The sequence below is a fragment of the Sorangium sp. So ce295 genome (assembly GCF_051527405.1).
GTDB classification, from domain to species: domain Bacteria; phylum Myxococcota_A; class Polyangia; order Polyangiales; family Polyangiaceae; genus Sorangium; species Sorangium cellulosum_B.
Genome location: NZ_CP150324.1, coordinates 10,990,870 through 11,017,530, shown reverse-complemented (window position 1 = coordinate 11,017,530; position 26,661 = coordinate 10,990,870). Strand labels below are relative to the sequence as shown.

At 70.5% G+C, this 26,661-nt stretch carries 15 protein-coding genes; 13 read left to right on the top strand and 2 right to left on the bottom strand.

Features of this window, described 5'->3' with window-relative positions; genetic code table 11:
- Positions 1–47: 47 nt before the first annotated feature.
- A complete protein-coding gene (locus tag WMF11_RS41770) occupies positions 48–575 on the bottom strand; it encodes a hypothetical protein (protein WP_437974733.1) in 528 nt (175 codons plus the stop codon).
- A 721-nt stretch (positions 576–1,296) separates the two neighbouring features.
- Here WMF11_RS41770 and WMF11_RS41765 point away from each other — a divergent pair.
- The 3 genes from WMF11_RS41765 (at position 1,297) to WMF11_RS41755 (ending at position 4,415) form a co-directional block, all read left to right on the top strand.
- Positions 1,297–1,971, top strand: a complete 675-nt coding sequence (locus tag WMF11_RS41765) for an HAD hydrolase-like protein (protein ID WP_437974732.1) — start codon at positions 1,297–1,299, stop codon at positions 1,969–1,971.
- Positions 1,972–2,242: 271 nt separating this feature from the next.
- Positions 2,243–3,241 (top strand): hypothetical protein, encoded by a 999-nt coding sequence (locus WMF11_RS41760; protein ID WP_437974731.1) that lies wholly within the window; start codon positions 2,243–2,245, stop codon positions 3,239–3,241.
- Positions 3,231–4,415, top strand: coding sequence for an alpha/beta hydrolase family esterase (locus WMF11_RS41755; protein WP_437974730.1), 1,185 nt, complete (start codon positions 3,231–3,233; stop codon positions 4,413–4,415). Before WMF11_RS41760 ends, WMF11_RS41755 begins: the two co-directional genes overlap by 11 nt.
- A 51-nt stretch (positions 4,416–4,466) precedes the next feature.
- On the opposite strand, the gene WMF11_RS41750 is transcribed toward WMF11_RS41755, so the two are convergent.
- Complete coding sequence (locus WMF11_RS41750; protein WP_437904665.1) at positions 4,467–4,832, bottom strand: hypothetical protein; 366 nt, start codon at positions 4,830–4,832, stop codon at positions 4,467–4,469.
- 496 nt (positions 4,833–5,328) lie between these two features.
- On the opposite strand from WMF11_RS41750, the gene WMF11_RS41745 reads away from it, so the two are divergent.
- The 10 genes from WMF11_RS41745 to WMF11_RS41700 all read left to right on the top strand — a co-directional run bounded on the left by WMF11_RS41745 (position 5,329) and on the right by WMF11_RS41700 (position 26,565).
- A complete protein-coding gene (locus WMF11_RS41745; protein ID WP_437974729.1) occupies positions 5,329–6,720 on the top strand; it encodes an MATE family efflux transporter in 1,392 nt (463 codons plus the stop codon).
- Between the two features lie 214 nt (positions 6,721–6,934).
- A complete protein-coding gene (mxcH, locus tag WMF11_RS41740; RefSeq protein WP_437974728.1) occupies positions 6,935–9,739 on the top strand; it encodes a TonB-dependent siderophore myxochelin receptor MxcH in 2,805 nt (934 codons plus the stop codon).
- A gap of 88 nt (positions 9,740–9,827) precedes the next feature.
- Entirely contained in the window at positions 9,828–10,586 is a 759-nt protein-coding gene (locus WMF11_RS41735; protein ID WP_437974727.1) for a MotA/TolQ/ExbB proton channel family protein, read from the top strand.
- 2 nt (positions 10,587–10,588) lie between these two features.
- Positions 10,589–11,041, top strand: coding sequence for an ExbD/TolR family protein (locus WMF11_RS41730; RefSeq protein WP_437974726.1), 453 nt, complete (start codon positions 10,589–10,591; stop codon positions 11,039–11,041).
- Entirely contained in the window at positions 11,038–11,976 is a 939-nt protein-coding gene (locus WMF11_RS41725) for a ferric siderophore ABC transporter substrate-binding protein (RefSeq protein ID WP_437974725.1), read from the top strand. Before WMF11_RS41730 ends, WMF11_RS41725 begins: the two co-directional genes overlap by 4 nt.
- Before the next feature lie 30 nt (positions 11,977–12,006).
- Entirely contained in the window at positions 12,007–13,326 is a 1,320-nt protein-coding gene (locus WMF11_RS41720) for a hypothetical protein (RefSeq protein WP_437974724.1), read from the top strand.
- Between the two features lie 20 nt (positions 13,327–13,346).
- Positions 13,347–14,234, top strand: a complete 888-nt coding sequence (locus WMF11_RS41715; protein WP_437904658.1) for an ABC transporter ATP-binding protein — start codon at positions 13,347–13,349, stop codon at positions 14,232–14,234.
- Positions 14,231–17,635, top strand: a complete 3,405-nt coding sequence (locus WMF11_RS41710) for an ABC transporter permease (protein WP_437974723.1) — start codon at positions 14,231–14,233, stop codon at positions 17,633–17,635. The genes WMF11_RS41715 and WMF11_RS41710 overlap by 4 nt, the downstream gene beginning before the upstream one ends.
- Positions 17,636–18,560: 925 nt before the next feature.
- On the top strand, positions 18,561–19,937 hold the full coding sequence (locus WMF11_RS41705; RefSeq protein ID WP_437904656.1) for a salicylate synthase: 1,377 nt from the start codon (positions 18,561–18,563) through the stop codon (positions 19,935–19,937).
- A gap of 82 nt (positions 19,938–20,019) precedes the next feature.
- Positions 20,020–26,565 (top strand): amino acid adenylation domain-containing protein, encoded by a 6,546-nt coding sequence (locus WMF11_RS41700; RefSeq protein ID WP_437974722.1) that lies wholly within the window; start codon positions 20,020–20,022, stop codon positions 26,563–26,565.
- Positions 26,566–26,661 lie beyond the last annotated feature (96 nt).

Here is a 26,661-nt window from a genome sequence, read left to right as displayed (position 1 = left end):
GCGCGCCCGTCGACATCGCAGCTCGTCTCGCTGGGCCTGCGCTCCGATCAGCCCCCGAAGAACGCCTTCGCCTGCTCTCCCAGCACATTCTCGCCCTTCGGGCTGCTGGCGTGGCAGCCGTCGCTAACCTCGCCCGCGTCGTTGTTGAGGATGAACTTCCCGAGGTAGCTCATGTTCTCGTTGCTGGTCGGGTCCTTGGCCAGCTCCTGTGCCTTCATGTCCGTCCAGTCGGCGCCGCCCGCTCCCGCGATGAAGCAATCGTGCCCTGCATTGTAGACCGGCTGGCCCACGATGTAGATATGGGTGCCCGGGTTGACGTGCTGGCGCGCCGCGTTGACCATGTCACGGAGCTCCTTGTCGGTCGCCCGCTGCGACAGGATGCAGATCTGGACCATGATGGCTTTGACGACGTCTTTCCCGCCGATCGACTCCATCTTCCGGTCGAAGAGCTGCCAGGAAGAGCTGCTCGGGTTGGTCCAGTTCTGGACCACCATGGCGCCCGTTTGATAGTTGTCCGCGTTCCACATGATCTTGCCGCCGACGCGCTTGTAGCCGGTGCCGATGTTGTTGGCCATCGAGCAGCCGGTGTATGCAACCGAGTTCTCGCCTGTTGGAGGCAGGCCGTCATCCCCGCCGCCCGTTCCGGGATCGCCGCCCGTGCTCGTGCTGCCCACCGACGCTGGCCCGCTCGGGTCTGCGCCGCCGGTGCCACCTCCGCCGGTGCCGGATGCACCGCTGGTACTGCCGCTCGGGGCTCCTCCTGCTCCGGTCGTCCCCGTGGTTACTCCGGCGGAGCTGGAGGCTCCAACACCTGTCCCACCGCTCGTCGAACTTCCGGTCGTGGAGCCGCCGGTGCCCGCCGTCCCTCCGGTTGCGGCGCTCTCCGACTCCGAACCGTCGTTCAGGTCACTCTCCGAGCTGCAAGCTCCGAGGCAGAACACGGTTATCCCAAGAGCGCAGCGGATCACCAATCGGGAGGAAAGAGCAGGATAGTTCATCGTCGTCACCTTCGGTTAGGGGGCGCTGGTCAGGACCTGCGGAGACTCTCGGCTCGCGTCCGACCGTCCTTGTTCTATTGCCGCTGCGACCCGCTCGAATAGACGGCGAGATCGTCGTCGCCCCCCTTGGACAGATCTGTCATCCCCCGCTCGTCGACCTGGAGCGTCATCGCGATGCCCACCTCTCCGAGGGGAGCGTCACCGCGGGGCGCGCCGGGCGCGCGGGCTCCGACGCGCCGCCCATGCTTCTGCTCGCGACCCTTGCCGCCGCCCCCTTCGGTGCGCTACGTGCGCCGCCATGCGCACGTTGTTTCTGGATCTCGACGGCACCTTGACGGACCCGGCCCCTGGCATCGCCGCCTGCTTCGTGCACGCGGCCGATGTGCTCGGGCACGGCTCGGTAAGCCTCGCCGAGGTGCGCCGCTTCATCGGTCCGCCGCTGCGCGAGGCGTTCGCCGAGATCCTGGCGACGCGCGACAGCGCCCGCATCGAGGAGGCCGTGCGCGTCTATCGCGAGCGCTTCGGCACGCTCGGCCTGTTCGAGAACAGCGTGTATCCCGGTGTGCCAGAGGCGCTCGCGCAGCTCTGCCAGGCGGGCCACGGCCTCTGCCTCGTCACCAGCAAGGCGGCCGTCTATGCCGAGCGCATCGTCGACCACTTCGGCCTTCGCTCGCACGTGCCCCGCGTCTACGGCGCCGAGCTGTCCGGCGAGCGCTCGACCAAGGCCGAGCTCATCGCGCACGCCCTGGAGCGCGAGTCGCTCACCCCCGCCGACGCCTGCATGATCGGCGACCGCAAACACGATGTCCTCGGCGCCAAGGCGCACGGCCTCGTGGCGATCGGGGTGACCTGGGGATACGGGTCGCGCGCGGAGCTGGAGGCCGCGGGCGCCGACCGCATCGTCGACACGCTGGAGGAGCTGGTGCTGGCGGTGCGTGCGTTGAGGGAGACGCGAGGCCGAGCCGCTCGATGAGCCCGCGGCTCCGCAGCGCCGGCCGTCGCCGACGGCGAGCGGCGGCAGCGACATCGCGGCAACCCGCGTGGACGCGCTGTTCGTCAGGTCCATCGTCCACGTAGGGAAGCGGCTTCCCTCACACCACAGCCCCCCTGCAGGCCCCCGCATGGCCCGCCGCTCGTCGCCCCTCTCCACCCCCGGGGGGCGTCGGGTTTGTCACTCCCCCGCTGGCCTGTGCGACGGTACTCTGTGGCGCGCAACGAGGCTTCTCGTCGATATTTATCAATCTATGACGGTAGAGCTGATTCATGCCATCGTTCGTCAGACCACCGTCCTCATCGCCCAGCTGGCGACCTCGGGCGGCTGGCGTGCCCCTCTGGCCCAGCTCGCAGACCAGGTGTTCCAGGACCTGGTCACCGAGCTCGAGCGGCAAGGCGTCAGCCGCAAGGTGGGCGCGGACATGTTCGGCATGGGGCTCCGGACCTACCAGCGCCGCGTCCGGCGGATCACGGAGAGCTCGGTCGAGCGTGGCCGTTCGCTCTGGGAGGCCGTGCTGGACCACATCCGCCGCCGGGGCATCACGCCGCGGGCCGAGATCTTGAGGGCGTTCGCCGGCGAGGATGACGTCCTGCTCCGCGGGGTGCTCTTCGACCTCTGCGAGAGCCGCCTGATCTTCCAGGCGGGGCAGGGGGCTCAGGTTGTGTATCGCGCGGTGTCCGACGACGAGCTGGGCGCGCTGCGCGCGCTCCGCTCCGGCGAAGGCGTAGACGAGCTCGTGTGGGCGATCATCTATCGGGAAGGCCCGCTCGCGCGCGACGAGCTGCTGCAGCGGACGCACATCGAACGCGCGGAGCTCGACGCCGCCCTGGGGCGCCTCGTGGAATCGGCGCGCGTCGAGCGGACCGGGGAGGGCGCCGGGGCGACCTACAGCGCCGGGAGCCTCTATGTGCTGCTGGGCTCCCCCGTGGGGTGGGAGGCGGCGATCTTCGATCACTTCCAGGCGATGGTGAAGACCATCCTGTGCCGGCTGCGCGAGGATCGCTCCGCGCCCGGCCTCGCCGACCGCGTCGGAGGGAGCACCTATACCCTCGACGTGTGGCCCGGCCATCCGCACGAACAGCGGGCGTACGAGACGCTGGGGCGCCTGCGTGCCCAGCTGGTCGAGCTGCGCGAGCAGGTCGAGGCCTTCAACGCTTCGCACGAGAGGCCGGACAGGTACACGCAGGTCGTTCTGTACATCGGACAGTGCTTGATCCAGCAGGACAGCGGGGGCGGCGATGAGATCTAGGGTGGTCGTGACGGCGTGCCTCCTCGCGAGCGTGACGGGCGGGGCGCTCCTCGGCTCGGCCTGCAGGGACATCGGCCCTCAGACCGGGAGCGAGACCAACTTTCTCAGGAGCTGTGATGCCAGCTGCGCGGACGGTCTCTCCTGCATCTGCGGCGTCTGCACGCGCGCCTGCTCGGTTGCCCGCGAGTGTACGGCGCTCGCCTCCGGCGCCGAGTGCGTGGCCGTGGCGGAGCGGCCTGCCGAGGCCGTCTGCGACGCGGCCGAGAGCGCTGCGTTCTGCGATATCTCCTGCAGCGGCGACGCCGACTGCGAGCCGCTCGGCGCGCCGTTCCGCTGTCAGGGCGGCTTCTGCCGGACGCCCGGCGAGGACGAGACGGCGACCGCCTGCCCGGTGACCACGCTTTCGCCCGGCGACAACGAGCGCGCGGTGACGGTCGGGGACACCACCCGAAGCTACGTCGTTCGCCTCCCCGCGAGCTACACGGGCGCGAGCCCCATGCCGCTGGTGCTCGATTACCATACGCTGGGCGGGACCCCGGCGGAGGAGGCCGAGGCCTCGGGGTACCGCGAGCTCGCCGAGACCGAGGGGTTCATCGTCGCGTGGCCGCAGGGCATCGACGGCGCGTGGAACATCGGTCCGTGTTGCACGACGTCACGCGACGTCGACGACGTGGGGTTCGCGCGCGCCCTGGTCCAGGAGGTCCAGAAGGAGGCGTGTGTCGACCTCAAGCGGGTCTATGCCGTCGGCGTCGCGAACGGCGGCGGGATGGCCTACCACCTGGCCTGCAACGCCGCCGACGTCGTTGCCGCGGTCGCTCCCAGCGCGTTCGACCTTCTGGCGGAGTCGGAGCAGCCCTGCCAGCCATCGCGGCCGGTGACCGAGATCTCGTTCCGGGGTACCGCGGACTTGCTGGTGCCTTACGAGGGCGGGCCTCAGCAGGCGCCCAACGGCGCGAACATCACCTTCCTCGGAGCCGCCGGCACCTTCGAGAGGTGGGCCGAGCTGAACCGGTGCACGGGATCACCGAGCCCGGCGGACAGCGACGGTTGCTCGACGTACTCGAGCTGCGCAAGCGGCGCGGAGGTGACGCTGTGCACCGCGGAGGGCGGCGGCATGACCTGGGGGAGCCCCGAGATCGGGTGGGCCACGCTGAAGCGGCATTCGCTTCCTTGACACGGAGGCGGCCACCGATTCCGGCGCCGGCCGGCCACCCCCCGCCGGCGCTCACCACCAGCCGATGTCCTGGATGACGGTGCCGGCGTCGCCGTACCGCACGATCGCGCGGTTCTGGCGGATTTCATAGGACTTCGGCGAGCTGTCGACGATGTCCTGATCGAAGGTGTGGCACTCGAGCTTGTAGGTGCCCTCGCCCTGCATCAGCGCGCCCTTCAGCTTGATGTACGTCTCGTTGTAGCGGCTCCTGAGCCGCAGGATCGCCTCCTCGGTGGCGTCGATGAGCAGCTCGAGGTGGACCGTCTTCTCCCGCTTCGGGTGCGACGCGTCGAAGGCGAGATTGACGACGACGCCGGCGTCGAGCAGCGCCTCGATATCCGACTTGGAGAACGTCTCGAAGACCATGAGCTTTGCCATCGCGCGCTCCTTCCAGGGATGTGCTCGTGGCTATGTACTACGGCGCGCAGCCCGGGGCCGAGGATCCTCGCGCGGCGCGACGCCGGGGCCCCGCGATCGCCCTCGGGCAACGGGGCGGACCGCCGCGCGCGCTGCGGCCGAGCGTCAGAAAATCCCTTCAGATCGCGGTCGAAATGCTGCTTCCGCCGGTCGCCCCATGCGGTGAAAATAAAAATCAATTGCATCTGCGCCAGCTCGTATGCTAGGAGACAGCAAGCACGCTGGAGAGGGAGAAGCAGGGGTGCCGTGTGCCCCGGGGCTGCCTTTCGGATCGCGTTCGTCCGAGGAGGTGGCGTCGTGGGCACCATGGCGCCTGCGGACGCTCACGTCTGCGCTCTCGATGTGGGGACGTCATGAGAACAGATCTCTTCCAGCTGCGTTGCTGTCGCGCGCGTGGAGGGCGGCGCGGCTTCGGCCGTGTGGAGTCGATGACACCGAATCGACGGAGATCTGTGCCATGAACGATAGAGACACGCAGAAGCAGTTCATCCTCGAGGGGAAGCTGACGAGAGTGATGTGGGAGCTCTCGTGGCCGGCGGTGCTGGCCATGGTGCTCTACGGGCTCAACGCCTTCCTGGACGCCGTGTTCGTGGGCCAGCTGATGAACAAGAGCGCCCTGGCCGGCGTCGGCATCGCCTACCCCTTGTCCCAGATCACGCTCGGCCTCGGCAGCCTGGTCGGGACGGGCGCGGGCACGGCGCTCAGCATCTACCTGGGCGCCGGCGACAGGAGCAAGCTCCACAGCCTGCTGGGCAGCGTGAACGGGCTGTCGCTGCTCCTCAGCTTGCCTTACACCGTGCTCGCCTACGTGTTCGCCGAGCCGCTGGTGCGCATGATGGGCGGCACCGGGGAGATCCTCGCGTACGGCACCGAGTACTTCAAGGTGACGGCGCTCGGCTCGGTGTTCTGGGTGCACGGCCTGGCCGTGAACATGACGGTGCGCGGCGAAGGCAAGATGAAGACCGCGGCGTGGATGATCTCCCTCGGCCTGCTGGTGGACGTCGCCCTGAAGCCCCTGTTCATCCACACGTTCGGCTGGGGGGTGCAAGGCGCGGCGTGGGCCACCAACGCGGCCATGCTCGTGTACTCGGTCGTGGGGCTCCTGTATTTCGCGAGGGGGCGCGCCTCGTTCGACACGGCCTGGCGCACGATCCGCGTCGATCCGGCGATCCGGAAGCAGATCGTCTCCCTGGGCATGCCGGGCATGATCTTGACGATCATGGGCATCGCCCAGAACGTCGTTGTCTACAACGCGGTCTCGGGCCAGGGCACGGAGAACGACGTCGCCTTCTACGCCGCCTGCAACCGCCTCTTCCTGTTCATGCTGACCCCGATGCTCGGGCTGATGCGCGCCTTGCAGCCGGTGGAAGGGATCAACTACGGGGCACAGCGCCACGTCAGGGTGAAGCGGGCCTTCAGCCTCTTCGGGCTCGCCGGGGTCGCGTTCGTCCTGCCGTTCTGGCTCGCGATGATGCTCGCCCCGAACGCGGTCCTCGGCTTCCTGCTGCCGGGGTCCGAGTTCACCGCGCAGCAGCTGCTCGACTTCCGGATCTACATCGTCGTGCTGCCCCTGCTGCCGTATGTCTTCAACGCGCTGGTGCTGTTCCCCTGCCTGGAGCGGGCGAAGCTCGCGAGCGTGGTCGCCCTCCTGAGGCAGGTGGTGCTCTTCATCCCCTTGATGTGGCTCCTGCCGAGGCTCGTCGGGGTGAGCGGGGTCTACTGGGGGACCACGGCCATCGACGTCGCGATGTTCCTCCTCGTGCTCGTCATGGTGAACCGAGAGTTCCGCAGGCTCGACGGGCGCGACGTGGAGACGAGCGCCGCGCTCAGGGAAGCGCCCGCCGGCTGAGCCCGGCCCGGCCTCCGAGATCTCCCGCCGGCCCGCGGCGATCACCCGGTGGGCCGCAGCACGCACCGGCCGACCCACGCGCGCGGCGCCCTCCCCGCGCGCGATGTCCCCCCCTCCCTTACCCGCCCAGAGAGCCCGCGCGGCCATGAACGGCATCCTGAGTGCACATGCAAAACTATTGCAACATGTATCGCGTTGCTATAGATGGAGCCGCATGAACACCGAGGCTCCCGCGCGTCGAGGCCCAGCGCGCCCGTCCCGGGCGCGAAGGAGCGCCGGCGCCGCCGCTTTTGTCGCGGCCGGAGCTCTGCTCGCGGGCGGGGCCGCGCACGCGCAGGACGCCGGCGCGGTCTCGCCGGCGGAGCCGGCCCGGGACGCCGCGCCGGACGGCGAAGCGCCTCCGGGCGCCGCCGATGAACCCCGACAGGCGCCGGAGAATCACCCGCCGGTCCTCACCTCGTTCGTCGAGGCCGACTACCCGGCGGCCGCCCTCGCGCAGAGCCTGGAGGGGACCGTCGTGCTGAGGCTCAGCATCGAGGCGGACGGGCGGGTGTCGGCGGCGGACGTGGCGCAGGCCGCCGGGTACGGCTTCGACGAGGCGGCGCAGGCCGCGGCGCAGCGCTTCCTGTTCTCGCCTGCGCGACGGGGGGACACCCCGGTCGCCTCCCGGATCCTCTACGCGTACGAGTTTCACCTCCCGAAGGCGCCTGCGAGCGGCGCGCTCCGCGGGCGCGTGCTCTTGCCCGGCGCGAGCTCGCACGGCGTCGCCGGCGCCGAGGTGCTCGTGCGGCACCAGGATGGCTCCACCGAGCGAACGCGCACCGACGGCGAGGGCCGGTTCCAGATCGAGGGCCTCGCGCCCGGGCCCTGCGTCGTGATCGCCGAGGCGAGCGGCGTCGGCCGGGCCGAGGTCGAGACCGAGATCGCCGGAGCGCACGTCGCCGAGATCGCCTTGCGGCTCGTGCCATCCGGCGTAGAAGCCCCGATCGAGGTGACCGTGCGCGGGCCGTCGGAAGCCGAGCGGCGCCGGCAGTCGGCCGAGGCCGTGACGGTCGTCGAGACGGACCGCGTCAAGCGGGAGTCCTCGGACATGGGCGAGGTGCTCGCGCGCACGCAGGGGGTCGGCGTGCGCCGCGAGGGAGGCCTCGGCTCGGCCACGCGCTTCTCGCTGAACGGGCTGACGGACGATCAGGTGCGGTTCTTCCTCGACGGCGTGCCGCTCGATCTGGCCGGTTATCCCTTCGGCGTCTCGAACGTGCCGGTAGGCCTCGTCGAGCGCGTCGAGATCTACAGCGGCGTGGTCCCGGTGCGCCTCGGCGCCGACGCCCTCGGCGGGGCGGTCGACCTGGTCACCGATCAGGACCTCTGCGAATCACGCGCCGGCGCGTCCTACGAGGTGGGCTCGTTCGACACCCACCGAACGGCGCTCGCCGGCAGCCACCTGCACAGGCCGAGCGGCTTGTTCGCCCGCGCGAGCGGCTTCTTCGATTACGCGAAGAACGACTACCCCGTCGAGCTCGAGGTCGAGGACGAGCGCGGGCGCCTCTCGTCGGCGCGCGTCTACCGCTTTCACGACGCGTACCGCAGCGCGGGAGGCCACGTGGAGCTCGGGGTCGTCGATCGGCCGTGGGCGCGGCGGTTGCGCCTGCGCGCCTTCGTGACCGACTACGAGAAGGAGTACCAGCACAGGCTCGTCATGAGGGTCCCGTACGGCGGCGTGACGTACGGGGAGACCTCGGCAGGCGTGAACCTCCGTTACGAACAGCCGCTCGGGCGCGGCGTGTCGCTCGACGCGGTGGGCGGCTATGCGTACGTCCGAGGGCGCTTCCTCGACGTCGCGACCTGCGACTACGACTGGCTGGGACGCTGCGACCCCGAGGACAGCAAGCCTGGCGAGACGGACGCTGTCCCCCACGACCAGGTCTTCTGGGACCATTCCGCCTTCGCGCGCCTCAACGTGGAATGGCGCATCCAGCGGTCGCACGCCGTCCGCCTGGCCGTCGCGCCGACCTACGTGACACGGACGGGGGAGGAGCGCCGGCAAAGCGATCCAGATAGCCCCGATCCGCTCGCCGACCGCCGCAGCGTGCTCGCGCTGGTGAACGGCCTGGAGTACGACCTCGACCTGCTCGAGGACCGGCTCGATAACGTCCTGTTCGTCAAGCAGTACGTGCAGCGCATCGCGAGCGAGAGCCCGGTCGCCGGTGATCTTGCGCGCGACCGCGACGGGAGCACCCACCGCTTCGGTATCGGCGACGCGCTCCGGTACAGGTTCACGCCGTGGCTCTACGGGAAGGCGTCCTACGAGTGGGCGACGCGGCTGCCCAGCCCTGACGAGGTCTTCGGCGACAACACGTTCATCGCGGCCAACCTCGGGCTCGATCCCGAGGTCAGCCACAACGTCAACCTCGGGCTCACCCTCGACGCCCGCGAGACGCCGGCGGGCGCCTTTCGCGCGACGGGCAATGGCTTCCTGCGCGCAGCGGACCGGCTGATCGTGCTGCTCGGCAACGATCGGGACCAGAAGCACGAGAACGTCCACGGCGCGCGGTCGCTCGGCGTCGAAGGCTCCGCCGGATGGACCTCGCCCGGGGAGCACCTCGCGCTCGACGGCAACGTCACCTACCTCGATTTCCGCAACACCTCGAGCGAGGGGGCGTACGGCGCCTTCGAGGGAGATCGCATCCCGAACCGCCCGTACCTCTTCGCCAACGGCACCGCGCGCCTCCTGTTTCGCCGCGTCTTCGCCGCGGAGGACGAGGTCGCGCTCACGTGGAACAGCCGCTACGTACACGAGTACTTCCGCACCTGGGAGAGCCTCGGGCGGCCTGACTCCAAGCAGGTGATCCCCTCGCAGCTCGTGCACTCGGCCGGGCTCGGATACGTCGTCCGGCGCGGCAGCGCGAGCCTGAGCACGACGCTCGAGATGCAGAACATCACGGATGAGCGTGTGTTCGACTTCTTCCGCACGCCGCGCCCGGGCAGGAGCTTCTACGTCAAGACCACGGCGGAGCTCTGAGCGCGAGGGGCAGGTGATGGGATGAACGGCCGCGCGACGAATCAACAGACCCTGCGGCTCGCCGAGCACACGAACTCGAGGAGATGAGATGCACACCGTTGTAGCCGTCAAGAACCTGCTCGTTCAGTCCGGCGCGTCCTGGGTCCTGTGGCTCCTGTTCGCGCTCTCGGCGGGCAGCATCGCCATCGCGATCGAGCGCTGGCTCTACTTCCGATCGAAGGACGACGACGTGCGAGCGCTCGCCGCCGAGCTCGACGCCCACCTGTCGAACGGCTCGGTCGCCGCCGCGCTCGACGCGCTCCGGCCGATGCGGTCGGTCGGGGCGATCGTCGCCCGCGCGGGCCTGAGGCTCGCGCAGCGCGGGTCGGCCGCGGCGGACAAGGGGATGCAGAGCGCGATGGCCGCCGAGCGGAAGGCGCTCGAGGCGCGGCTCGCGTACCTCGGGACCCTCGGCAACAACGCGCCTTTCGTCGGCCTCTTTGGCACCGTCATCGGCGTGATCCTGGCGTTCGAGCAGCTCGGTCAGGCCACGGGGGCGGCGGGCGGCGGGGCCGCGAGCCAGGTCGCCTCCGCCGCGGTCATGGCGGCGATCGCGGAGGCGCTCGTGGCGACGGCCGTGGGCATCGGCGTCGCGCTGCCGGCGGTGGCCGCTTACAACTACCTGCAGCGCCGGATCGCCGCGATGCTCGACGACGCCGAGACGCTCTCGAACCTGGTGCTCGCCTATCTGGCGACCGGAGAGGCTGCCCCGCAGTCCTCTCGTGTCGAGCCCGCGCGCGCGGCCCATGGCAGCGCGGCGATCGACAAGCCGATGAACGGTGAGGCGTCCCGCCCGGAGGCGGCCTAGTCATGGCGAGCGCCGGGCAGAGCGCGAGATCCCGCCGCGGCGGGATCATCGAAGGGATCAACGTGACGCCGCTCGTCGACATCACGCTGGTCCTCCTGATCATCTTCATCGTCACCGCGAAGATCGTCGTCGCGCCCGCCGTCCCGCTGGATCTGCCGCACGCGTCGCAGAGCGAAGAGGTCCAGGCGGTGCTGAGCGTGGTGCTGCCCGCGGAGGGGCCCGCGCAGGTCGACGGGGCCGCGATCGACGATGCGGCGCTGCGCGAGCGCGCGCGGGCGGCCCTGTCGCGCGATCCGCAGCTCCGGGCCGTGATCCAGGCCGACCGCGCCGCCTCGCACGGCCGCGTGATGACGGTGCTCGACACGCTGAAAGCCGCGGGGATCGCGCGTGTCGCCTTCGGCGCCGTCCGCCCGGAGGCCGAGGCCCATGCGGCGGAGAGGACGGGCCACCCATGATTCAATCGGAATTCCACCCCGAGAGCGTCGCCGGCATCGTCCTCGACGCGGCGCGCTCCCACGTCCAGCCCCGGCGCGCGAGGGGAGGAGCCCGCGCATTCGCGGCCGACAGCACGGCCGGGATCGTCCTGGGAGCCGTCAAGGAACATTCGGCCCGAGCGCTCGTGCTCGCGCTCATGCCGGCGGCCGTCATGCAGGGCACGGTCGGGATCATCGCGTTCCGCCTGGGCCCGGACGACACGACGGCGAGCCAGCGCGACGCGCGCCCGCCGCTGCAGGTGGAGCACGTGGTCGATCTGGCCCCACCGCCGTCGCCACCGAGCCCCTCGCCGCAGGCGGAAGCTCCGGCGCCCAGGGCCGCCGAGCGCTCCCCCGCGCGCGCGGCCGCTCCTGCCGCTGCTCGGGCGCCTGACGCGCCCGCCGCGCCTCCTCCGCCCGCGCAGGCAGGGCAGGTCGCCCTGGCGGAGAACGCGGCTGCGCCGCTCGATTTCACCGGGTTCGACATCGCCGTTGGCCTCGGAGAGCGGTATGCCGGGGGCGTCACCTCCTCTGCGGGGACGAGCGCGCAGGCGGTGAACGCCGCGCGTGTGGACCCGAGCGCTCCTCCGGAGCGCCGGCAGGGAGGCCCCTCGCGCGCGAGGCCCGTCGGGCAGCCCGCGCGGGAATGGAATTGCCCCTGGCCGCGAGAAGCGGACGCGCTCTCGGTGGACGAGCAAACGGTGGTCATTCGCACGGTCGTTCGTTCGGACGGCACCGTCGCCTCGGCGGAGCTCCTCTCGGACCCGGGCTACGGCTTCGGCCAGATGTCGCTCGCGTGCGCTCGCAAGCAGCGATTCCTGCCTGCCGCCGACGAGGGAGGCCAGCTCATCACGGCGACGTCGCCGCCCATCCGCGTGAGGTTCACGCGACATCCGCGATCCACGGGCGCGCTCTAGCGAAGCCCGACGCGAGAAAGGAAGCAGGACATGAGCTCTTCACGTACTACCAGGCTCCTCGAGGTCGAGGCCGCCGCACGCCCGAGCGCCCGGCACCGCGAGGAAGGGCCGCGGCTCATGGAACGATGCCGGAAGGGGGGCGCTCGCTGGGCTCTCGCGACGTCGTGCCTCATCGGCCTGCCGCTCATGGCTGGTTGCGGCAGCGACCCCGGGGAGAGCGGCGCCCGGGAGCCGGACGACGGCGGTCCCCGCTATGCCGTCGCCAGCCGTGTCGAGGACAGCGACTTCACGAACAGCACCATGTTCGTCTGGGTGGTGGGCGACCTGAGCGGAGGAACCGTCAGCCTGGACGAGGCCACCGAGCTCCCCGGGAGAGGCTCTATCTGGGGACTCCCACGAACCGAGGTCTTCTATGTCGTGAGCTCGGAAGAGCTCACCGTCTCGAAATACAGCGTGGCCGGCGGCAATCCGGAGCTCCTCGCTCGGCTCGGACTGGGCGCAGCCGGGATCTCCTTCCTCCTCGGGGAGAGGATGGTGTTCGACGGCCCGGATCGAGCGTTCCTCTTCGACCTCGTCTCGGGGCAGGCGCTCGAGCTCGATCTCGCTGCCATGGAGATCACCCGGAGCATCGACGTGTCGGACGCGCGGATCGACTCCGCGGACACCACGTTCCTCGGGGAGCCCGGCTTTCGTGAGCACGGCGGGCGGCTCGTCGCTCCACTCTACGGCACGAGCGCGGCGTACGATCGCGTGGCCAGCGAATCGAAGGTCCTCTTCTTCGATCCGACCGACGGCTCGATCGAGGTGAAGGGCGCCCCTTGCGGAGGCCTCTACTACACGGTGAAGGCGCCGAGCGGAGACCTCCATTTTGCGTCCGATCCCTATGTCGCCTCGATCTTCATGATCGACCCGGAGAGAGCTCCAGCGCCGTGCATGGCGCGCATGGCTGCAGGCCAGGACGAACTCGACACCGACGTCGTGGCGCTCAACGACGTGACCGGCGGCCCGACCGGCGGCCTGATCCCCGGCTCCGACGGCGTGGCGTACCTGCGCGTGCTGGACACCGGCATCTACTCGCCCAGCGCCGACGCCACCCACCTGGAGGCTTACTCGGCGCCGGGCTGGCAGACGTGGCGCATCGCGCTCGACGATCCAGGAGCGGCCGAGCGCCTCGATCGCCAGCCGCTCGCCGGCGGCATCAAGGTGTTCGAGGTGGACGAGCAGGCCTACGAGAACGAGTCAACGGCAGGCTTCGGCTCGACCACCCTGGTGCGGACGACCGGGGACGGCGCGCCCGCGCGCGCCCTGACGATGCCTGGCGCCACGTGGGGTGTCCTGCGCGTGCGCTGAACCGGAAGCGGAGAGATCCAATGTCCAACTCGAACGGGCTGATCGTGAAGGGGTTGATGAAGACGTACGCCAACGGCGTTCGAGCGCTGAACGGCGTCGACCTGAGCGTCGGACCGGGGCTCTACGGGCTCCTGGGCCCAAACGGCGCGGGCAAGAGCACGTTGATGCGCACCCTCGCCACGCTCCAGACGCCGGACGCGGGGACGATCACGTTCAACGGGATCGACGTCATTGCGTCTCCTGACCGCCTCCGCCGCCGCCTCGGGTACCTCCCGCAGCAGATCGGCGCGTACCCGGGGGTGACGGGGCGGTCGCTGCTCGAGCGATTCGCATGGCTGAAGGGGCGCACGGACCGCCGCGAGCGCGACGCGGAGATCTCGACGCTGCTCGCGCGCGTCAACCTGAGCGACGTCGGCCACCGCGAGGTCGCGACCTACTCCGGGGGCATGCTGCGGCGGTTCGGCATCGCGCTCGCGCTCGTGGGATCTCCGCAGCTCCTCATCGTGGACGAGCCGACCGCCGGCCTCGATCCGGCCGAGCGCAACCACTTTCATCGCGTGCTCGCGGAGGTCGCCGCGGAGGCCGTCGTGCTGCTCTCGACGCACATCGTGGACGACGTGGAGAACCTCTGCGGGCGGCTGTCGATCGTCAACCGGGGGCGCGTGGTCGCCGAGGGCGCGCCGGCCGAGCTCACCGCGCCGCTCGCGGGCCGCCTGTGGACGCGGACGTACGCGCGGGGCGAGCCGATCCCCGACGACGCGCTGAACGTCTCGCCCACGCCGAGCGGCACCCGCGCCGTCGTGGTGCGCGATGTGTCGCCCGGCGACGGCTTCGTCGCTCACGCGCCCAAGCTCGACGATGCCTATCATTACCTGCTGGCCGAGTCGCGACAGGCGGAGGCCGCGTGAGCTCCGCGCGCACCTATGTCGTCGAGGCGTGGCACGAGCTGCGGGCGGGGCTGCGTACCTCGCTCGTCCCGCTCATGTTCGTCGGCCTCGTCGGCTATCTGTTCATCATGCTCTCCAGCGCGGAGTACCTGCGCGACATGGGCGGGGCAGACGTCGCGCGCAACAGCCCGCATGTGGTCTTCCTGATGACCTCCGGGCAATCGTTCTGGCTCATCTTCGCGTGGGCGTGGATCTTCGCGCAGGTCGTCACGCGGGATCGCGCGGCGGGGCTCCACGAGCTGGTGCTCTCCGCGCCCGTGTCGCTCCGCGGGCTGCTGATCTCGCGCTACATCGGCGCGGTCGGGCTCGCTTGCCTCCTGGGCTCGGCGAGCTCGCTCGGGTTTCTGCTCGTCCCCGGGCTCGCCGCGCTCGGGGTGTTCCCCAGAGAGGCGGTCGGGCCCACGCCGATCCTGGCGATCGCTTCGTCGTGGGCGCTCTTCGTGGTGCCGTCGGCCATCGGCCTCGGGGCGCTCTACCTGACCGCGGCGCTCCGGACCCGGAGCACGGCCGGGCCGTTCGCCGTGGCGGCGGTGGTCATCTTGATCTGGATGGTGGCCATGATCGTCCTGCGGGGCGGTGACCTGCACACGGACATCGCGACCGTGGTCGACGTGAGCGGCTTCGGGGAGGCGGAGGCGCAGACCAAGCGCTGGACGCCGCACGAAAAGGCGACGGCGCAGCTGGCCATGACCGCGCCGCTCCTCGTCAATCGGCTCCTCTGGAGCCTCGTCCCCCTCGCCATCCTGGCGTTCGCGCTCGCGCGGCACGGGCGCGAGGCGCTCGTGCTCGGGCGGCCCGGCAAGCCGTCGCCGAGCGGCGAGGCGACCTTTCGTGGCGCCGCGCCCGCCGCGCCGGCCGTCGCGGCGCTGCCGCCGATCACGGCGCCATCCTGGCTTCGCGCGACGCTGTCCGAGGCGCGCTGGCACCTCTCGCTGACGACCCGAGGGTGGGCCTTCCGTAGCGCGGTCGCGCTCTGGACCCTCATGAACGTGGCAGGCGCCTTCTACCATGTGATCGGGCACGCCGAGGGGCCGCTGGTCCCACGGCCTGCGCTGCTCGCGCCGTTCCTTATCCGCCTTTGTTACGTGTTCTCCGTGTTTGCCGTGGCGGGGTTCGTGGGGGCGCTCGCCCGTCGAGATCAGCAATCCGGGTTCGACGAGATGATCGACGCGACGCTGGCGCCGCTCGGCACACGCGTGGTTGGCCGTGCCGTCGCCGCCCTCCTGCTGACGGCGGTCATGGCCCTCGCGCCGACGCTCTCGGCGTGGATCGTGACAGGTCTCACCCTACCTTCGAGCTTCGAGCCGTGGAATGCGCTGCTCGTGAACGCCCTCGTCGCCGCGCCCGCCCTGCTGGAGCTCGGCGCGATCACGTTCCTCGTCCACGCGCTCGTGCGTTCGCCCGGTACGGGGTACGCCGCGTCGATGCTGGCTGCGTTCATCGCGCTCGTGAATCACGAGATCGACATCGTCTCGTATCCACCCGCGCAGCTGGGGATCCCGGTGCATGTCGCCCTCTCCGAGCTCTCGGGGTGGTCGCCGTGGCTCCTGCCGGTGCTCGAGATGGGCGTCCTGAAGCTGAGCTGCGTCGGCCTCGCCGTGGCCCTGGCGTGGCTCGCTTACCCCCGCGGCACGGACCTGAGGAGGATCGATCGATGGCGCGGGGCAGCGCGGCAGCTCGCCCAGGGCGCGGGAGCCCTGGCGGCCCTCAGCCTCTTTGTGATCGCTTGCTCATCGACGATCTTGCACGAGCAGATCGTGGTGCAGAGCGGCTTCGCGTCGAAGAGCGAGGAGAACGCCGCCGACGCGGCCTGGGAGGCCCGTTTCTGGCCGGAGGCGTCGGCGTTCTCCGTGGAGGGCGGAGAGGTCGAGGCGAAGATCGCGCCGTCCGCGCGCACCGCCCACGTCCGCTGGACGCTGCGGGGAGTGCGGGCCAGCGCGGCGAAGCTGCACGGGAGCCTGCGCACCGGGATGGATATCGACAGCGCCCAGGTCGACGGCTCCCCTCGTGAGGTCGTCACGGCGAACGAGCACTTCATGGTCGATCTGGGCAGCTGCGCGCAGAGCGGGTGCGACGTCGAGCTCGAGATCAGGATCGCGTCGCCCCGCTGGTTCGCCGAGGGGGAGGCGCCGTGGCTGGACGGCTCCGGCGTGTGGGCGCGCGCGGCCGATCTCGTGCCGCGGCTCGGGCACGACGGAGAGCGAGCGCTGCGATCTCCGTCCACACGTCGCGCGCTGGGGCTCGCGGAGCGCCCCGGCGCGCTCGACAGGAATGCGCTGGTACCCGCCCTCGCCGTGGCGCCGGCGGGCCTTTGGCGCTGGTCGGTGTCGTTCTCCGAGCAAGGCGTGAGCACGCCTGTCGAGGGGAGCACGACACAAGGCCTCGACTTCGCCGTGGCGTGGCTGCCCAGGGGTGCGGAGCCGAGACAGCTGCGGCAGGAGGGCCTCACGGCGTGGCATGGCCCGTCGCGCTCCGGTACGGCGCGCGAGGTCCTGGAGGACGTCCAGACGATGGGCGCGTGTGTTCAGGCGCGGCTCGGGGCCATCCCGGAGGTGACGACGGTCGTGCAGGCGCCTCGCGACCTCGGCGAGATCCGGGCCCATGGCGCGGTCCTGTGGCTGCCGGAAGGGGACGGCTGGGACGTGGCCGCGTCCGGCGCCGGACGCCTGAAGCGGCGGGCCGCGGTGGCGGAGGCGCTCGCCGCGCGCTCGCTCGCGGACCGCGCCGATCTGCGCGCGGAGCCGGGGGCGCGGTGGCTCATCAACGGCGTCGCGGGGTGGATCGGGCTCGAATGCGTGCGGCGGTCCGATGGCGGTGACGCGTGGCTCGCGCTCCTGGATCGCCGCAGCGACGACGTCGCGGATGCGCTCGGCGCCCTCGACGCGCCCGTGTCGGGTCTGGCCGACGACGGCGCGGCCAGCTGGGTCATGGCGTACGCTCCGCTGGAGACCCTCGCATGGGCGCAGGCCGTCGGAGACGCCGAGGCGTTGCGCGCAGCGACGCGGGTCGCCGACATGGTGCGCTCCGGAGAGCCGGTCCGAGGCGCGCTCGCGCGCGCAGCGGGCCCGATCATGGCCGACCGCCTCCTGGGTCCCCCTTCGGCCTCGGATGTGACCGTCGCGATCGCCGACGGCGGCGCGCTGGAGGTTCGCGGCGAGCGCTCGCAGTGGGAGGGGGGCGGCTGGCGGCCCGTCTCCAGCTCGTTCGAGATAGTCCAACGCTTCCACGACGAGGAGACGCCGGCGCGCGTGACGCGCGTGCCGGCAAGATTGGAGAGCGATGCCCAGTTCGTCGTCTTCGACGCGTGGCCCTCATTCGAACGCTCGCCGCGGGACAACGCGTGGAAGGCAGGCCCGCATTGACGGCGCGAGCCCGCGCCGCGCCTGCACATCCCCGCGCGTCAGGAGGATGAGGGCCGTGCAACGAACATGTTTCGCTGCGCCATGGAGGACTCGTTGGCTGCGCTGGTGAACGCTGAGTAGGGAGGCGCCTGACGAGCGCATCATCGACTCATTTCGTTAGACTTTCGATTGTGATCCGAGAGGTCGATTTCCTCCGGATTCACTTAAATTCAGCGCGGGGGCGCCTCCGGGGAGCGATCGTGTCCGCCGCACGAAAATCGCCGTTCGCCCGGCTTGACGCTGATGCAATTGGTATGTATATGCATTTAGTCATCATCTTCAAGATGTAGGCGACTCGGCGTCGTGCCTATCGGCGCTCGCGAGGCCACGCTCCACGGGCGTGGTGTCGCGAGCCGGGAGGGGTACATTTGCGATAGCTGTCCATGACAGGTCGGCGTGAGCTCCGACCCGCAGATCGCGGGGGCGGGCGCTGTCGTATTGTCATGTCGTGACGAGAATCTCGTCTGGATGGGTGCGACCGCACAGGCCTGCGAACCCTCGCAGGGCCCGCGGGGCGATGCTGGAAGGCGCGCGAAGAGGAACGCTTCGACCCTCTGCCGCTGGGTCGACGTGTTTACCGTGACGCCTGTTCCCGATTCGAAGGCTCGCCACCCGAGCACGAAGCGGGGGCGCGACCGTGGCTCGCGCCTGGAACACTGCCCGTAGCGAGCGGGGCGTGGGCTGAAGAGCTCACGTGCTCCTCCTGCTCCTCACGTCTCGGTTGCGGCCTCTCGTACCAGAGGTGACCTATGTTGCAAAAGCAACTTTTATGTAAAAACAACAGAAGCGATGCGGGGCGACAGGGTGGATGTGCCATCTTTCGCTCCCCTCGAAGAGATCGAGACGTAGGCAGCCCGGGACGGCATCACTCACGTGCGGGGCGAGCATGAACATCTCTCATCAACGGCACTACTTCGAGCGCCGCGTCTCGATCGGCGCAGACCCCATCGACCTCGCGGCGGCGCTCGCCAGGTCGGGCTCGCACGCGACGTACTTCGTGTACGAGCGCGACGGCGAGTGGAGCGTCGCCCTCGGCGCGGCCTTCGAGCTCACTGCAGACGTACACGGCGTGCACCGCGTCGACGCGACAGGAAAGCACAGCTGTCCCGGGGACTGCCTCGCCGCGGTCGAGGCGGCGCTCGCGTCGATCCCGCTCCGTGGCTGGCGCGCGTACGGCACGGCTTCGTTCGAGTTCGCGTACCTGCTGCACGGCATCGAGGCGAACCTCGGCACGGAGCCCCTGCTTCACCTGACCATCCCGGAGGTCGAGATCCGCCTCCAGCGCGGCACGGCGCTGGTTCGAGCGCTGACCTCGGACGAGCTCGAGCGGATGGTGGACGTCCTCGCGTCCTCGAGCCGGCGCCATGCGCGCGGGATGAGCGACGTCGCCGGCCTCCCCCCCGTCCCGTTGCCGGAGGTGCTCCCCGCGAGGCTGCTCGAGACGACCGGCGCGGCGAAGTACAAGGAGCTGGTGGCCGCGGCGACGAACGAGATCGCGGCGCGCAAGCTCCACAAGGTCATCGCGTCGCGCGTCGTCCCGGTCGCCGCGCCGGTCGATCTCATCGCGACGTACGTCGCCGGGCGGCGACAGAACACCCCGGCCCGATCGTTCGTCGTCAACTGCCGCGACCTGAAGTTCGCCGGATTCAGCCCGGAGACCGTGCTCGAGGTGACCGCCGAAGGGCAGGTGATGACGCAGCCGCTCGCCGGGACCCGGGCGCTCGTCTCGGACGACGATGAAAACGCGCGCTTGCGGGCCGAGTTGCTCAGCAATTCGAAGGAGCTGGCGGAGCACGCGATGTCCGTGAAGCTGGCGTTCGAGGAGCTCAGCCGCGTCTGCAAGCACGGGAGCGTGACCGTGAACGAGTTCATGGCGATATCCCGCCGCGGGACCGTTCAGCACCTCGCCTCGCGGCTCTCGGGCATGCTCGAGACGGGCAACACGGCCTGGACGGCGTTCCAGGTGCTGTTCCCCGCCATCACCGCGTCCGGGATCCCGAAGAGGGAGGCTGTCGACTGGATCCGGAGGCACGAAGCGGAGAGCCGGGGCCTCTACTCGGGCGCGGTCCTGACGCTGGATCACGACGGCGCGATGGATGCGGCGCTGGTGCTGCGGACGATCTTCCAGCGGGGGAGCAGCGTCTGGCTGCGCGCGGGCGCCGGGATCGTCGCGGAGTCGACGCCCGAGCGAGAGCTGGAGGAGACCTGCGAGAAGCTCCAGAGCGTGGCGCGCCACCTGGTGCCGTCGGAGTTCGCCAGCTAGCCGGTGTGACGCAGCGGACAGGGTGCTCCGGACCTGAGCTTGCCTTTTCACGAGTCAGCCAATGCACGAACAGACACAGCGAATGCACGACGAAGTCGCCTCTTCGGATCTGAGGGAGACGGTCGCGAGCGTGCTCGGCGTGGTGGCCGAGACCGTCCGTGAAGACAGCAACCTGATCGAGCTCGGGATGGACTCGATCACGATGATGCGCCTCGCCGGCAGGTGGCGGCGGCAAGGCATCGAGGTCGACTTCGCCGAGCTCGCGGCGAACCCGCGGGTGTCCGCCTGGAAGGCGCTGATAGGGGAGCGAAGCTGTAGCAAGGGCGAACGCGACGAGCGTTCGCCCGCCGCGGCCACCATCGACGAGGCGGCGCCCTTCGAGCTCGCGCTGATGCAGCACGCGTACTGGGTCGGCCGCGAGCAAGGCCAGCAGCTGGGCGGCGTCGCCGCGCATTTCTACAACGAGTTCGATGGCGAGCGGGTCGACCCCGCGCGGCTGGAATCTGCCGTGCGGGAGCTGCTCGCGCGGCACGGCATGTTGCGCGTGCAGATCCTGAGCGATGGCCGCCAGCAGATCCTGCCCGACAGCCGCGGACGTGGGCTGAAAGTCCACGATCTGCGCGCCCTGTCGGCCGAGGCGGCGCAAGAGGCGCTCGCCGAGCTGCGCCGGACGCTGTCGCATCGGACGCTGGATCTGGCTGCCGGCGAGGTGTTCGATGTCCAGATCTCGCTCCTGCCGGACGCGATCCGCGCGGGCGGCACGCGCCTGCATGTGAACCTGGACATGGTGGCCGCCGACGCGCTCAGCCTGCGGGTGCTGCTGGCCGACCTGGCGCACCTCTACGCCGGCTCGCAGCCGCTGCCTCCGATCAACACGAGCTATCCGCGCTACCTGGCGGAGCGCGAGGCCAGGCGCGCGAGCGTCAAGGGCCAGCGGTCGCGGAACGCCGACCGAGCGTACTGGCAAGCTCGCTTGAGCGATCTTCCCGCTGCACCGGAGCTGCCCGCCGCTCCCTACCACGTGAACGTGGGCGCCACGACGGTGGTGCGGCGCCATCGCTGGCTCGCTCCGGAGCAGGTGCGCGCCTTCGCGTCTCTGGCGGCGCGCCACGGCCTCACGCCGGCCATGGCGATGGCGGCGGTCTTCGCCGAGACGCTGACCGCCTGGAGCGCGGAGCCGCGGTTCTTGATGAACCTGCCGATGTTCGACCGAGAGCCCTTGCACCCGGACGTCGGGATGCTGGTGGGCGACTTCACCTCCTCGGTGCTCCTGGCCTGGGATGGCGCGGCGCCCGGCACCTTCGCTGAACGCGCGCAGCGCCTGCAGGCCCAGTTCCACGCGGACGCGGAGCACGTGGGTTATTCGGGCGTCGAGGTGCTGCGCGACCTTTCCCGGCAGCGAGGCGAGCAGGTGCTGGCGCCTGTCGTGTACACGAGCGCGCTCGGCCTGGGCGAGCTGTTCCCGGAGGTGGTGAAGCAGCGCTTCGGGACGGCGTCCTGGATCATCTCCCAGGGGCCGCAGGTGTGGCTGGACGCGCAGGTCACGGAGCTCGACGGCGGCCTGCTGGTCAACCTGGACGCGCGGGAAGACGCGTTTGCGCCGGGCGTGCTGGACGCGATGTTCGACGCGCACGGCCGCCTGCTGGAGCGCCTGCTGGCGTATGAGGAAGCCTGGCGGCAGCCTGTGCCCGCGCTGCTCCCGGGAGAGCAGCTGAAGGTGCGCGTCGCCGCGAACGCGACAAGGACGGCCGTCTCGGGCAAGCGCCTTCACGACGGCTTCTTCGAGCTCGCGAAGCGACAGCCGGAGGCGCCTGCTCTCCTGTGGGGCGAAGGCGGCAGGGTCTCGTACGGGGAGCTCCGGCAGCGCGCGCTGCGCGTGGCGGGCTACCTGCGGGAGCACGGCGTGAGCGCAGGTGACGTGGTGGCGATCCAGCTGCCCAAGGGGCCGAGCCAGATCGTCGCCGTGCTTGGCGTGCTGGCCGCCGGCGCCACGTACCTTCCGATCAGCGTGGATCAACCCGCGCTGCGCCGTCAGCGCATCCTCGACGCTGCCGGCGCCGCCCTCGTGCTCGATGACGTCCCGGAGGGGCAGGCCTCGCTGGCGGAGCCGCTGGCCGGCGAGGACTCGGATCTCGCCTACATCCTGTTCACCTCGGGTTCGACGGGCGAGCCGAAAGGCGTGGAGATCACGCACGCCGCGGCGATGAACACCCTCGATGATCTGAACCAGCGCCTTTCGCTGGGCGCGGCCGACCGGACGCTCGCGCTGTCCGCGCTCGAGTTCGATCTGTCGGTGTACGACATCTTCGCGCCGCTGTCGGCCGGCGGCGCCGTGGTCTGCGTCGAGGAGTCGGCGCGTCGCGACGCAGCGGTCTGGGTCGAGCTGCTGCGCCGCCATCGCGTGACCGTCCTCAACTGCGTGCCGGCCCTGCTCGATATCACGCTCGCTGCGGCCGGCGACGGTCCCGGTCCGCTGCCGCTCCGCGCGGTGCTCCTGGGCGGCGACTGGGTGACCCTCGATCTGCCGGGCCGCCTCGCTCAGCGCGCTCCGCGCTGCCGCTTCATCGCGCTGGGCGGCACCACCGAGACAGCCATCCACTCCACGATCTGCGAGGTCACCGAGGTGCCTCCGCACTGGAAGTCGGTGCCGTACGGCAAGCCCCTCGGCAACGTGCAGCTGCGCGTCGTCGATCCTCTGGGGCGCGACTGTCCGGACTTCGTCCCGGGCGAGCTGTGGATCGGCGGCGCCGGCGTGGCGCGCGGCTATCGTGGCGACCGAGAGAAAACGGCGAACAAGTTTCTCCAGGCGGACGGGACGCGCTGGTACCGCACCGGGGACCGCGCGCGTTACTGGGCCGACGGCAGCGTGGAGTTCCTCGGGCGCGCGGACTTCCAGGTGAAGCTGCGCGGGCACCGCATCGAGCTCGGCGAGATCGAGGCCGCGGTCGGAGGTTATCCCGGCGTCAGCCAGGCCGTCGCGGTGCTGGGTGAACGCGGGCTCTATGCGGCCATCACCTCGGATGATCCGAGGATCGATGTGCCCGAGGCAGGCGAGATCATCGATCTGCGGCAACCGCCGCCGGAGCTCGCGGATCTGCGCGAGTTCCTGGTGAACCGCCTCCCCGCCGTGATGGTGCCGGATCACCTGTGGCGCTGCAGGAGCTTGCCGCTCACGCCCAACGGCAAGATCGATCGCAAAGCCTTGCAGCGAGCGGTGAACACCATGGCCCTTCAGGCCAAGGCGACCGTGACCGCGCCGGTCGGCGAGGTGGAACGCCGGGTCGCCGGGGTGTGGGCCGAGCTGCTCAAGGTGCCGGAGGTGGGCCGCGAGGACAACTTCTTCTCCGCGGGCGGCGACTCCCTCCTGGCGACACGCCTCGTGCGCCGGTTGCGCGAGGTCGGCCTCGACGGCGTCAAGCTGGCCGATCTGTTCGCCCGTCCGACGCTGGCCGAGTTCGCTGCCACGCTGTCGCTCGGCGCGGGCGCTCCGGCGCTGCCGACCCTGGTCGCCGATCCGGAGAACCGCCACCAGCCCTTCCCGCCGACCGAGGTGCAGCGGGCCTACTGGCTGGGTCGTGACGAGAGCTTCACGCTCGGGGGCGTCGCCTGCCAGTTCTACCGCGAGTACGACGTCGTCGATCTCGACGTGTCGCGGCTGGAGGCGGCCGTCAACGTCCTGGTGCGGCGGCACGAGATGTTGCGCGCCGTCTTCGATGAGCAGGGCCAGCAGCGCATCCTCGCGGACGTGCCGCGGTTCGCGATAGAGGTCGTCGACGGCGGCGAAGACCCGGCTCAGGCGTACGAGGCGCTGCGGTGCGACTGCTCACACAGCGTCTTCGATCCGACCCGCTGGCCGCTGTTCGGCATGCGGGCGGTGCGGTCGGGCAACCGGACGCGCCTCGGTATCAGCCTCGACAACCTCATCCTCGACGCGCTCAGCATCCTCACTTTCTACTCGGAGCTCACCGCGCTCTACGAGGCTCCCGACGCTGCTTTGCCGCCGATCGGGCTGTCCTTCCGCGACTACGTGCTGACGTGCACGCCGGGATCGGAGGCGCTCGCCGCCGCGCGGGCGTACTGGGCGAAGAAGCTGCCAGAGCTGCCGCCGGCGCCGCAGCTGCCGCTCGCCAGAGATCCGGCCGAGGTGGGGCGCCCGCGCTTCACGCGCCACGAGGGCAGCGTCGACGCGAGCCGATGGCGCCGCATCGTCGAGCGCGCAGGCGAGCACGGCGTCACGCCGTCCACGGTCCTGCTCACGGCGTTCGCCGAGGTGCTCAGCCGCTGGTGCAGCCGCCCCGACCTCACGCTCAACCTGACGCTCTTCGATCGCCGCGAGGTGCATCCCGACATCCACACGGTCATGGGCGATTTCACGTCGCTCACGTTGATCGGATACCGGCCCGCCGCCGGCGAGAGCTGGGTGACGCGCGCCCGGCGCGTCCAGCAGGAGCTGGGCGACGCGCTCGACCATCGCGACGTCTCGAGCATCTCGCTGGTTCGCGAGCTGGGAAGGCTGAGCGGCGCGCCCAGCCTGACCATGCCGGTGGTGTTCACGAGCGCCCTCGGCGTCCCCGGCGGCACCGCTGCGCCGGCGAGCGGCCCTTTCAGGAAGCAGGTGTGGGGCCTGACGCAGACCCCGCAGGTGTGGCTCGACCATCAGGTGATCGAGGCCGATGGCGGCATCGCCCTGAACTGGGACGTGGTCGAGGACCTGTTCCCGGCGGGCCTTATCGCCACGATGTTCGACGCGTACCTGCGCGAGCTGAGCTGGCTGAGCAGCTCCGAGTGGCACCTGCCCGTGCCCGATCTCCTGCCCGAGCCGCAGCGGCGCGTGCGCGCGCTCGTCAACGCGACCGCCGGAGAGAGCCCACGGCAAAGCCTGCACCGCGCGTTCTTCGACCTGGCGCGCGAGCAGCCGCAGCGGATCGCATTGCGCTGGGGCGAGGCCGACGTGATGCGCTATGGCGAGCTCGCGTCGCGCGCGCTGCGCCTCTCGGCGGCGCTGGCCGAGCAAGGCGTGGCGACAGGCGATGTCGTCGCCGTGAACCTGCCCAAGGGGCCCGATCAGATCGCCGCGGTGCTGGGCGTGCTGGCGGCCGGAGCCGCCTACCTGCCGGTCGGGGTGGATCAGCCCGACGCGCGCCGCGACAGGATGCTGGGCCAGGCAGGGGTCCGGGTCGTCGTCACCGGCCCGGAGCCGAGGTGCTGGCCCGAGGGCGTTCGTCCGTGTGTGTTCGGACAGGCGATGGCGTCCGCGCCCGCGCCGAGCCCGGCGGCGATCGACGCAGAGCAGCTGGCGTACATCATCTTCACCTCCGGATCGACCGGCGAGCCGAAGGGCGTTGAAATCACCCATCGCGCCGCGCTGAACACGGTGCTGGACATCAATCAACGCTTCGGCGTCGGCCCGGAAGACCGCGTCCTGGCCGTGTCTGCGCTGGATTTCGATCTGTCCGTCTACGATATCTTCGGTCTGCTGTCCGCCGGCGGCTCGCTGGTCTTGGTCGAGGAGGAATCGCGGCGCGATGCGAGGCGCTGGCACGAGCTGGTGTGTCGGCACGAGGTGACGATCTGGAACAGCGTTCCGACCTTGCTCGACATGCTGCTCATCGTCAGCAGCGCGGCGGAGCCCCCGGGCGCCCTCCGCCTGGCGCTCGTCTCGGGCGACTGGATCAGGACGGATCTGCCCGCGCGGCTCGCCGCGCAGCGGCCGGGATGTCGGTTCATTGCGCTCGGCGGCGCCACCGAGGCCTCGATCTGGTCCAACTTCTTCGAGGTGGATGGGGTCCAGCCGTCGTGGCGTTCGATCCCCTACGGCTATCCCTTGCGCAACCAGCTCTTCCGCGTGGTGGACGCGCATGGCCGCGACTGTCCGGACTGGGTGCCGGGCGAGCTGTGGATCGGCGGTCTCGGGGTGGCGCGCGGTTACTGCGCCGCGCCGGATCTGACGGCTCGCAAGTTCGTAGGAGACGGCGCGCGGTGGTATCGCACGGGCGACGTCGGGCGTTACTGGCCTGACGGCGCGCTGGAGTTCCTCGGCCGCACCGACACGCAGGTCAAGATCCGCGGGCATCGCATCGAGCTCGGCGAGGTGGAAGCCGCTCTGAGGTCGCACCCCGGCGTGCGGAACGCGGTGGCCGTGGCGGCCTCCGGGCGCCTCGCCGCCGCCGTGGTCCCTGCTGCCGCGGAGCTCGGCGCGGAGCAGCTGCGCGACCACGTCACCATGAGCCTGCCGATTCACATGGTGCCAGAGAGGATCGTGGTGCTGGCCCAGCTGCCGCTCAGCACGAACGGCAAGGTCAACCATGCCGAGATCGTCAGGCTGATCTCGGCGGAGGCCGAGCCCGACGCCCGCGAGGTCGAGCCCCCGCAGGGTGAATGGGAGCATGCTGTCGCGGCGCTCTGGAGCGAGCTCCTGGCCGTCGCCAGCGTCGGCCGCCATCAGAGCTTCTTCCAGCTGGGCGGCGACAGCCTCCTCGCGACGCGCTTCATCGAGGCCGTGAATCAGCGCCACGCCATCATGTTGCCGCTGAGGCGCCTGTTCAACGGACCGACGCTGCGCGAGGTCGCAGCGGCGCTCGCCGCCGAGCAGGAGGCCGGCCAGGAGATCGAGGAGGGCGTGCTCTAGCGGCGTCCGCCGCGGTGGCGCGCCGGAGCCGGCGCGCGGGAGAGCGCTTCGCCGGAGAGTTCATCGTCTGATGTGACGCTTGTCGTCCACAAGCTA

Excerpts from the sequence above, each read along its gene's own strand:
- WMF11_RS41770 (WP_437974733.1), bottom strand. The coding sequence starts at position 575 with ATGGCCAACAACATCGGCACCGGCTACAAGCGCGTCGGCGGCAAGATC.
- WMF11_RS41765 (WP_437974732.1), top strand. The coding sequence starts at position 1,297 with ATGCGCACGTTGTTTCTGGATCTCGACGGCACCTTGACGGACCCGGCC.
- WMF11_RS41760 (WP_437974731.1), top strand. The coding sequence starts at position 2,243 with ATGACGGTAGAGCTGATTCATGCCATCGTTCGTCAGACCACCGTCCTC.
- WMF11_RS41755 (WP_437974730.1), top strand. The coding sequence starts at position 3,231 with ATGAGATCTAGGGTGGTCGTGACGGCGTGCCTCCTCGCGAGCGTGACG.
- WMF11_RS41750 (WP_437904665.1), bottom strand. The coding sequence starts at position 4,832 with ATGGCAAAGCTCATGGTCTTCGAGACGTTCTCCAAGTCGGATATCGAG.
- WMF11_RS41745 (WP_437974729.1), top strand. The coding sequence starts at position 5,329 with ATGAACGATAGAGACACGCAGAAGCAGTTCATCCTCGAGGGGAAGCTG.
- mxcH (WP_437974728.1), top strand. The coding sequence starts at position 6,935 with ATGAACACCGAGGCTCCCGCGCGTCGAGGCCCAGCGCGCCCGTCCCGG.
- WMF11_RS41735 (WP_437974727.1), top strand. The coding sequence starts at position 9,828 with ATGCACACCGTTGTAGCCGTCAAGAACCTGCTCGTTCAGTCCGGCGCG.
- WMF11_RS41730 (WP_437974726.1), top strand. The coding sequence starts at position 10,589 with ATGGCGAGCGCCGGGCAGAGCGCGAGATCCCGCCGCGGCGGGATCATC.
- WMF11_RS41725 (WP_437974725.1), top strand. The coding sequence starts at position 11,038 with ATGATTCAATCGGAATTCCACCCCGAGAGCGTCGCCGGCATCGTCCTC.
- WMF11_RS41720 (WP_437974724.1), top strand. The coding sequence starts at position 12,007 with ATGAGCTCTTCACGTACTACCAGGCTCCTCGAGGTCGAGGCCGCCGCA.
- WMF11_RS41715 (WP_437904658.1), top strand. The coding sequence starts at position 13,347 with ATGTCCAACTCGAACGGGCTGATCGTGAAGGGGTTGATGAAGACGTAC.
- WMF11_RS41705 (WP_437904656.1), top strand. The coding sequence starts at position 18,561 with ATGAACATCTCTCATCAACGGCACTACTTCGAGCGCCGCGTCTCGATC.
- WMF11_RS41700 (WP_437974722.1), top strand. The coding sequence starts at position 20,020 with ATGCACGACGAAGTCGCCTCTTCGGATCTGAGGGAGACGGTCGCGAGC.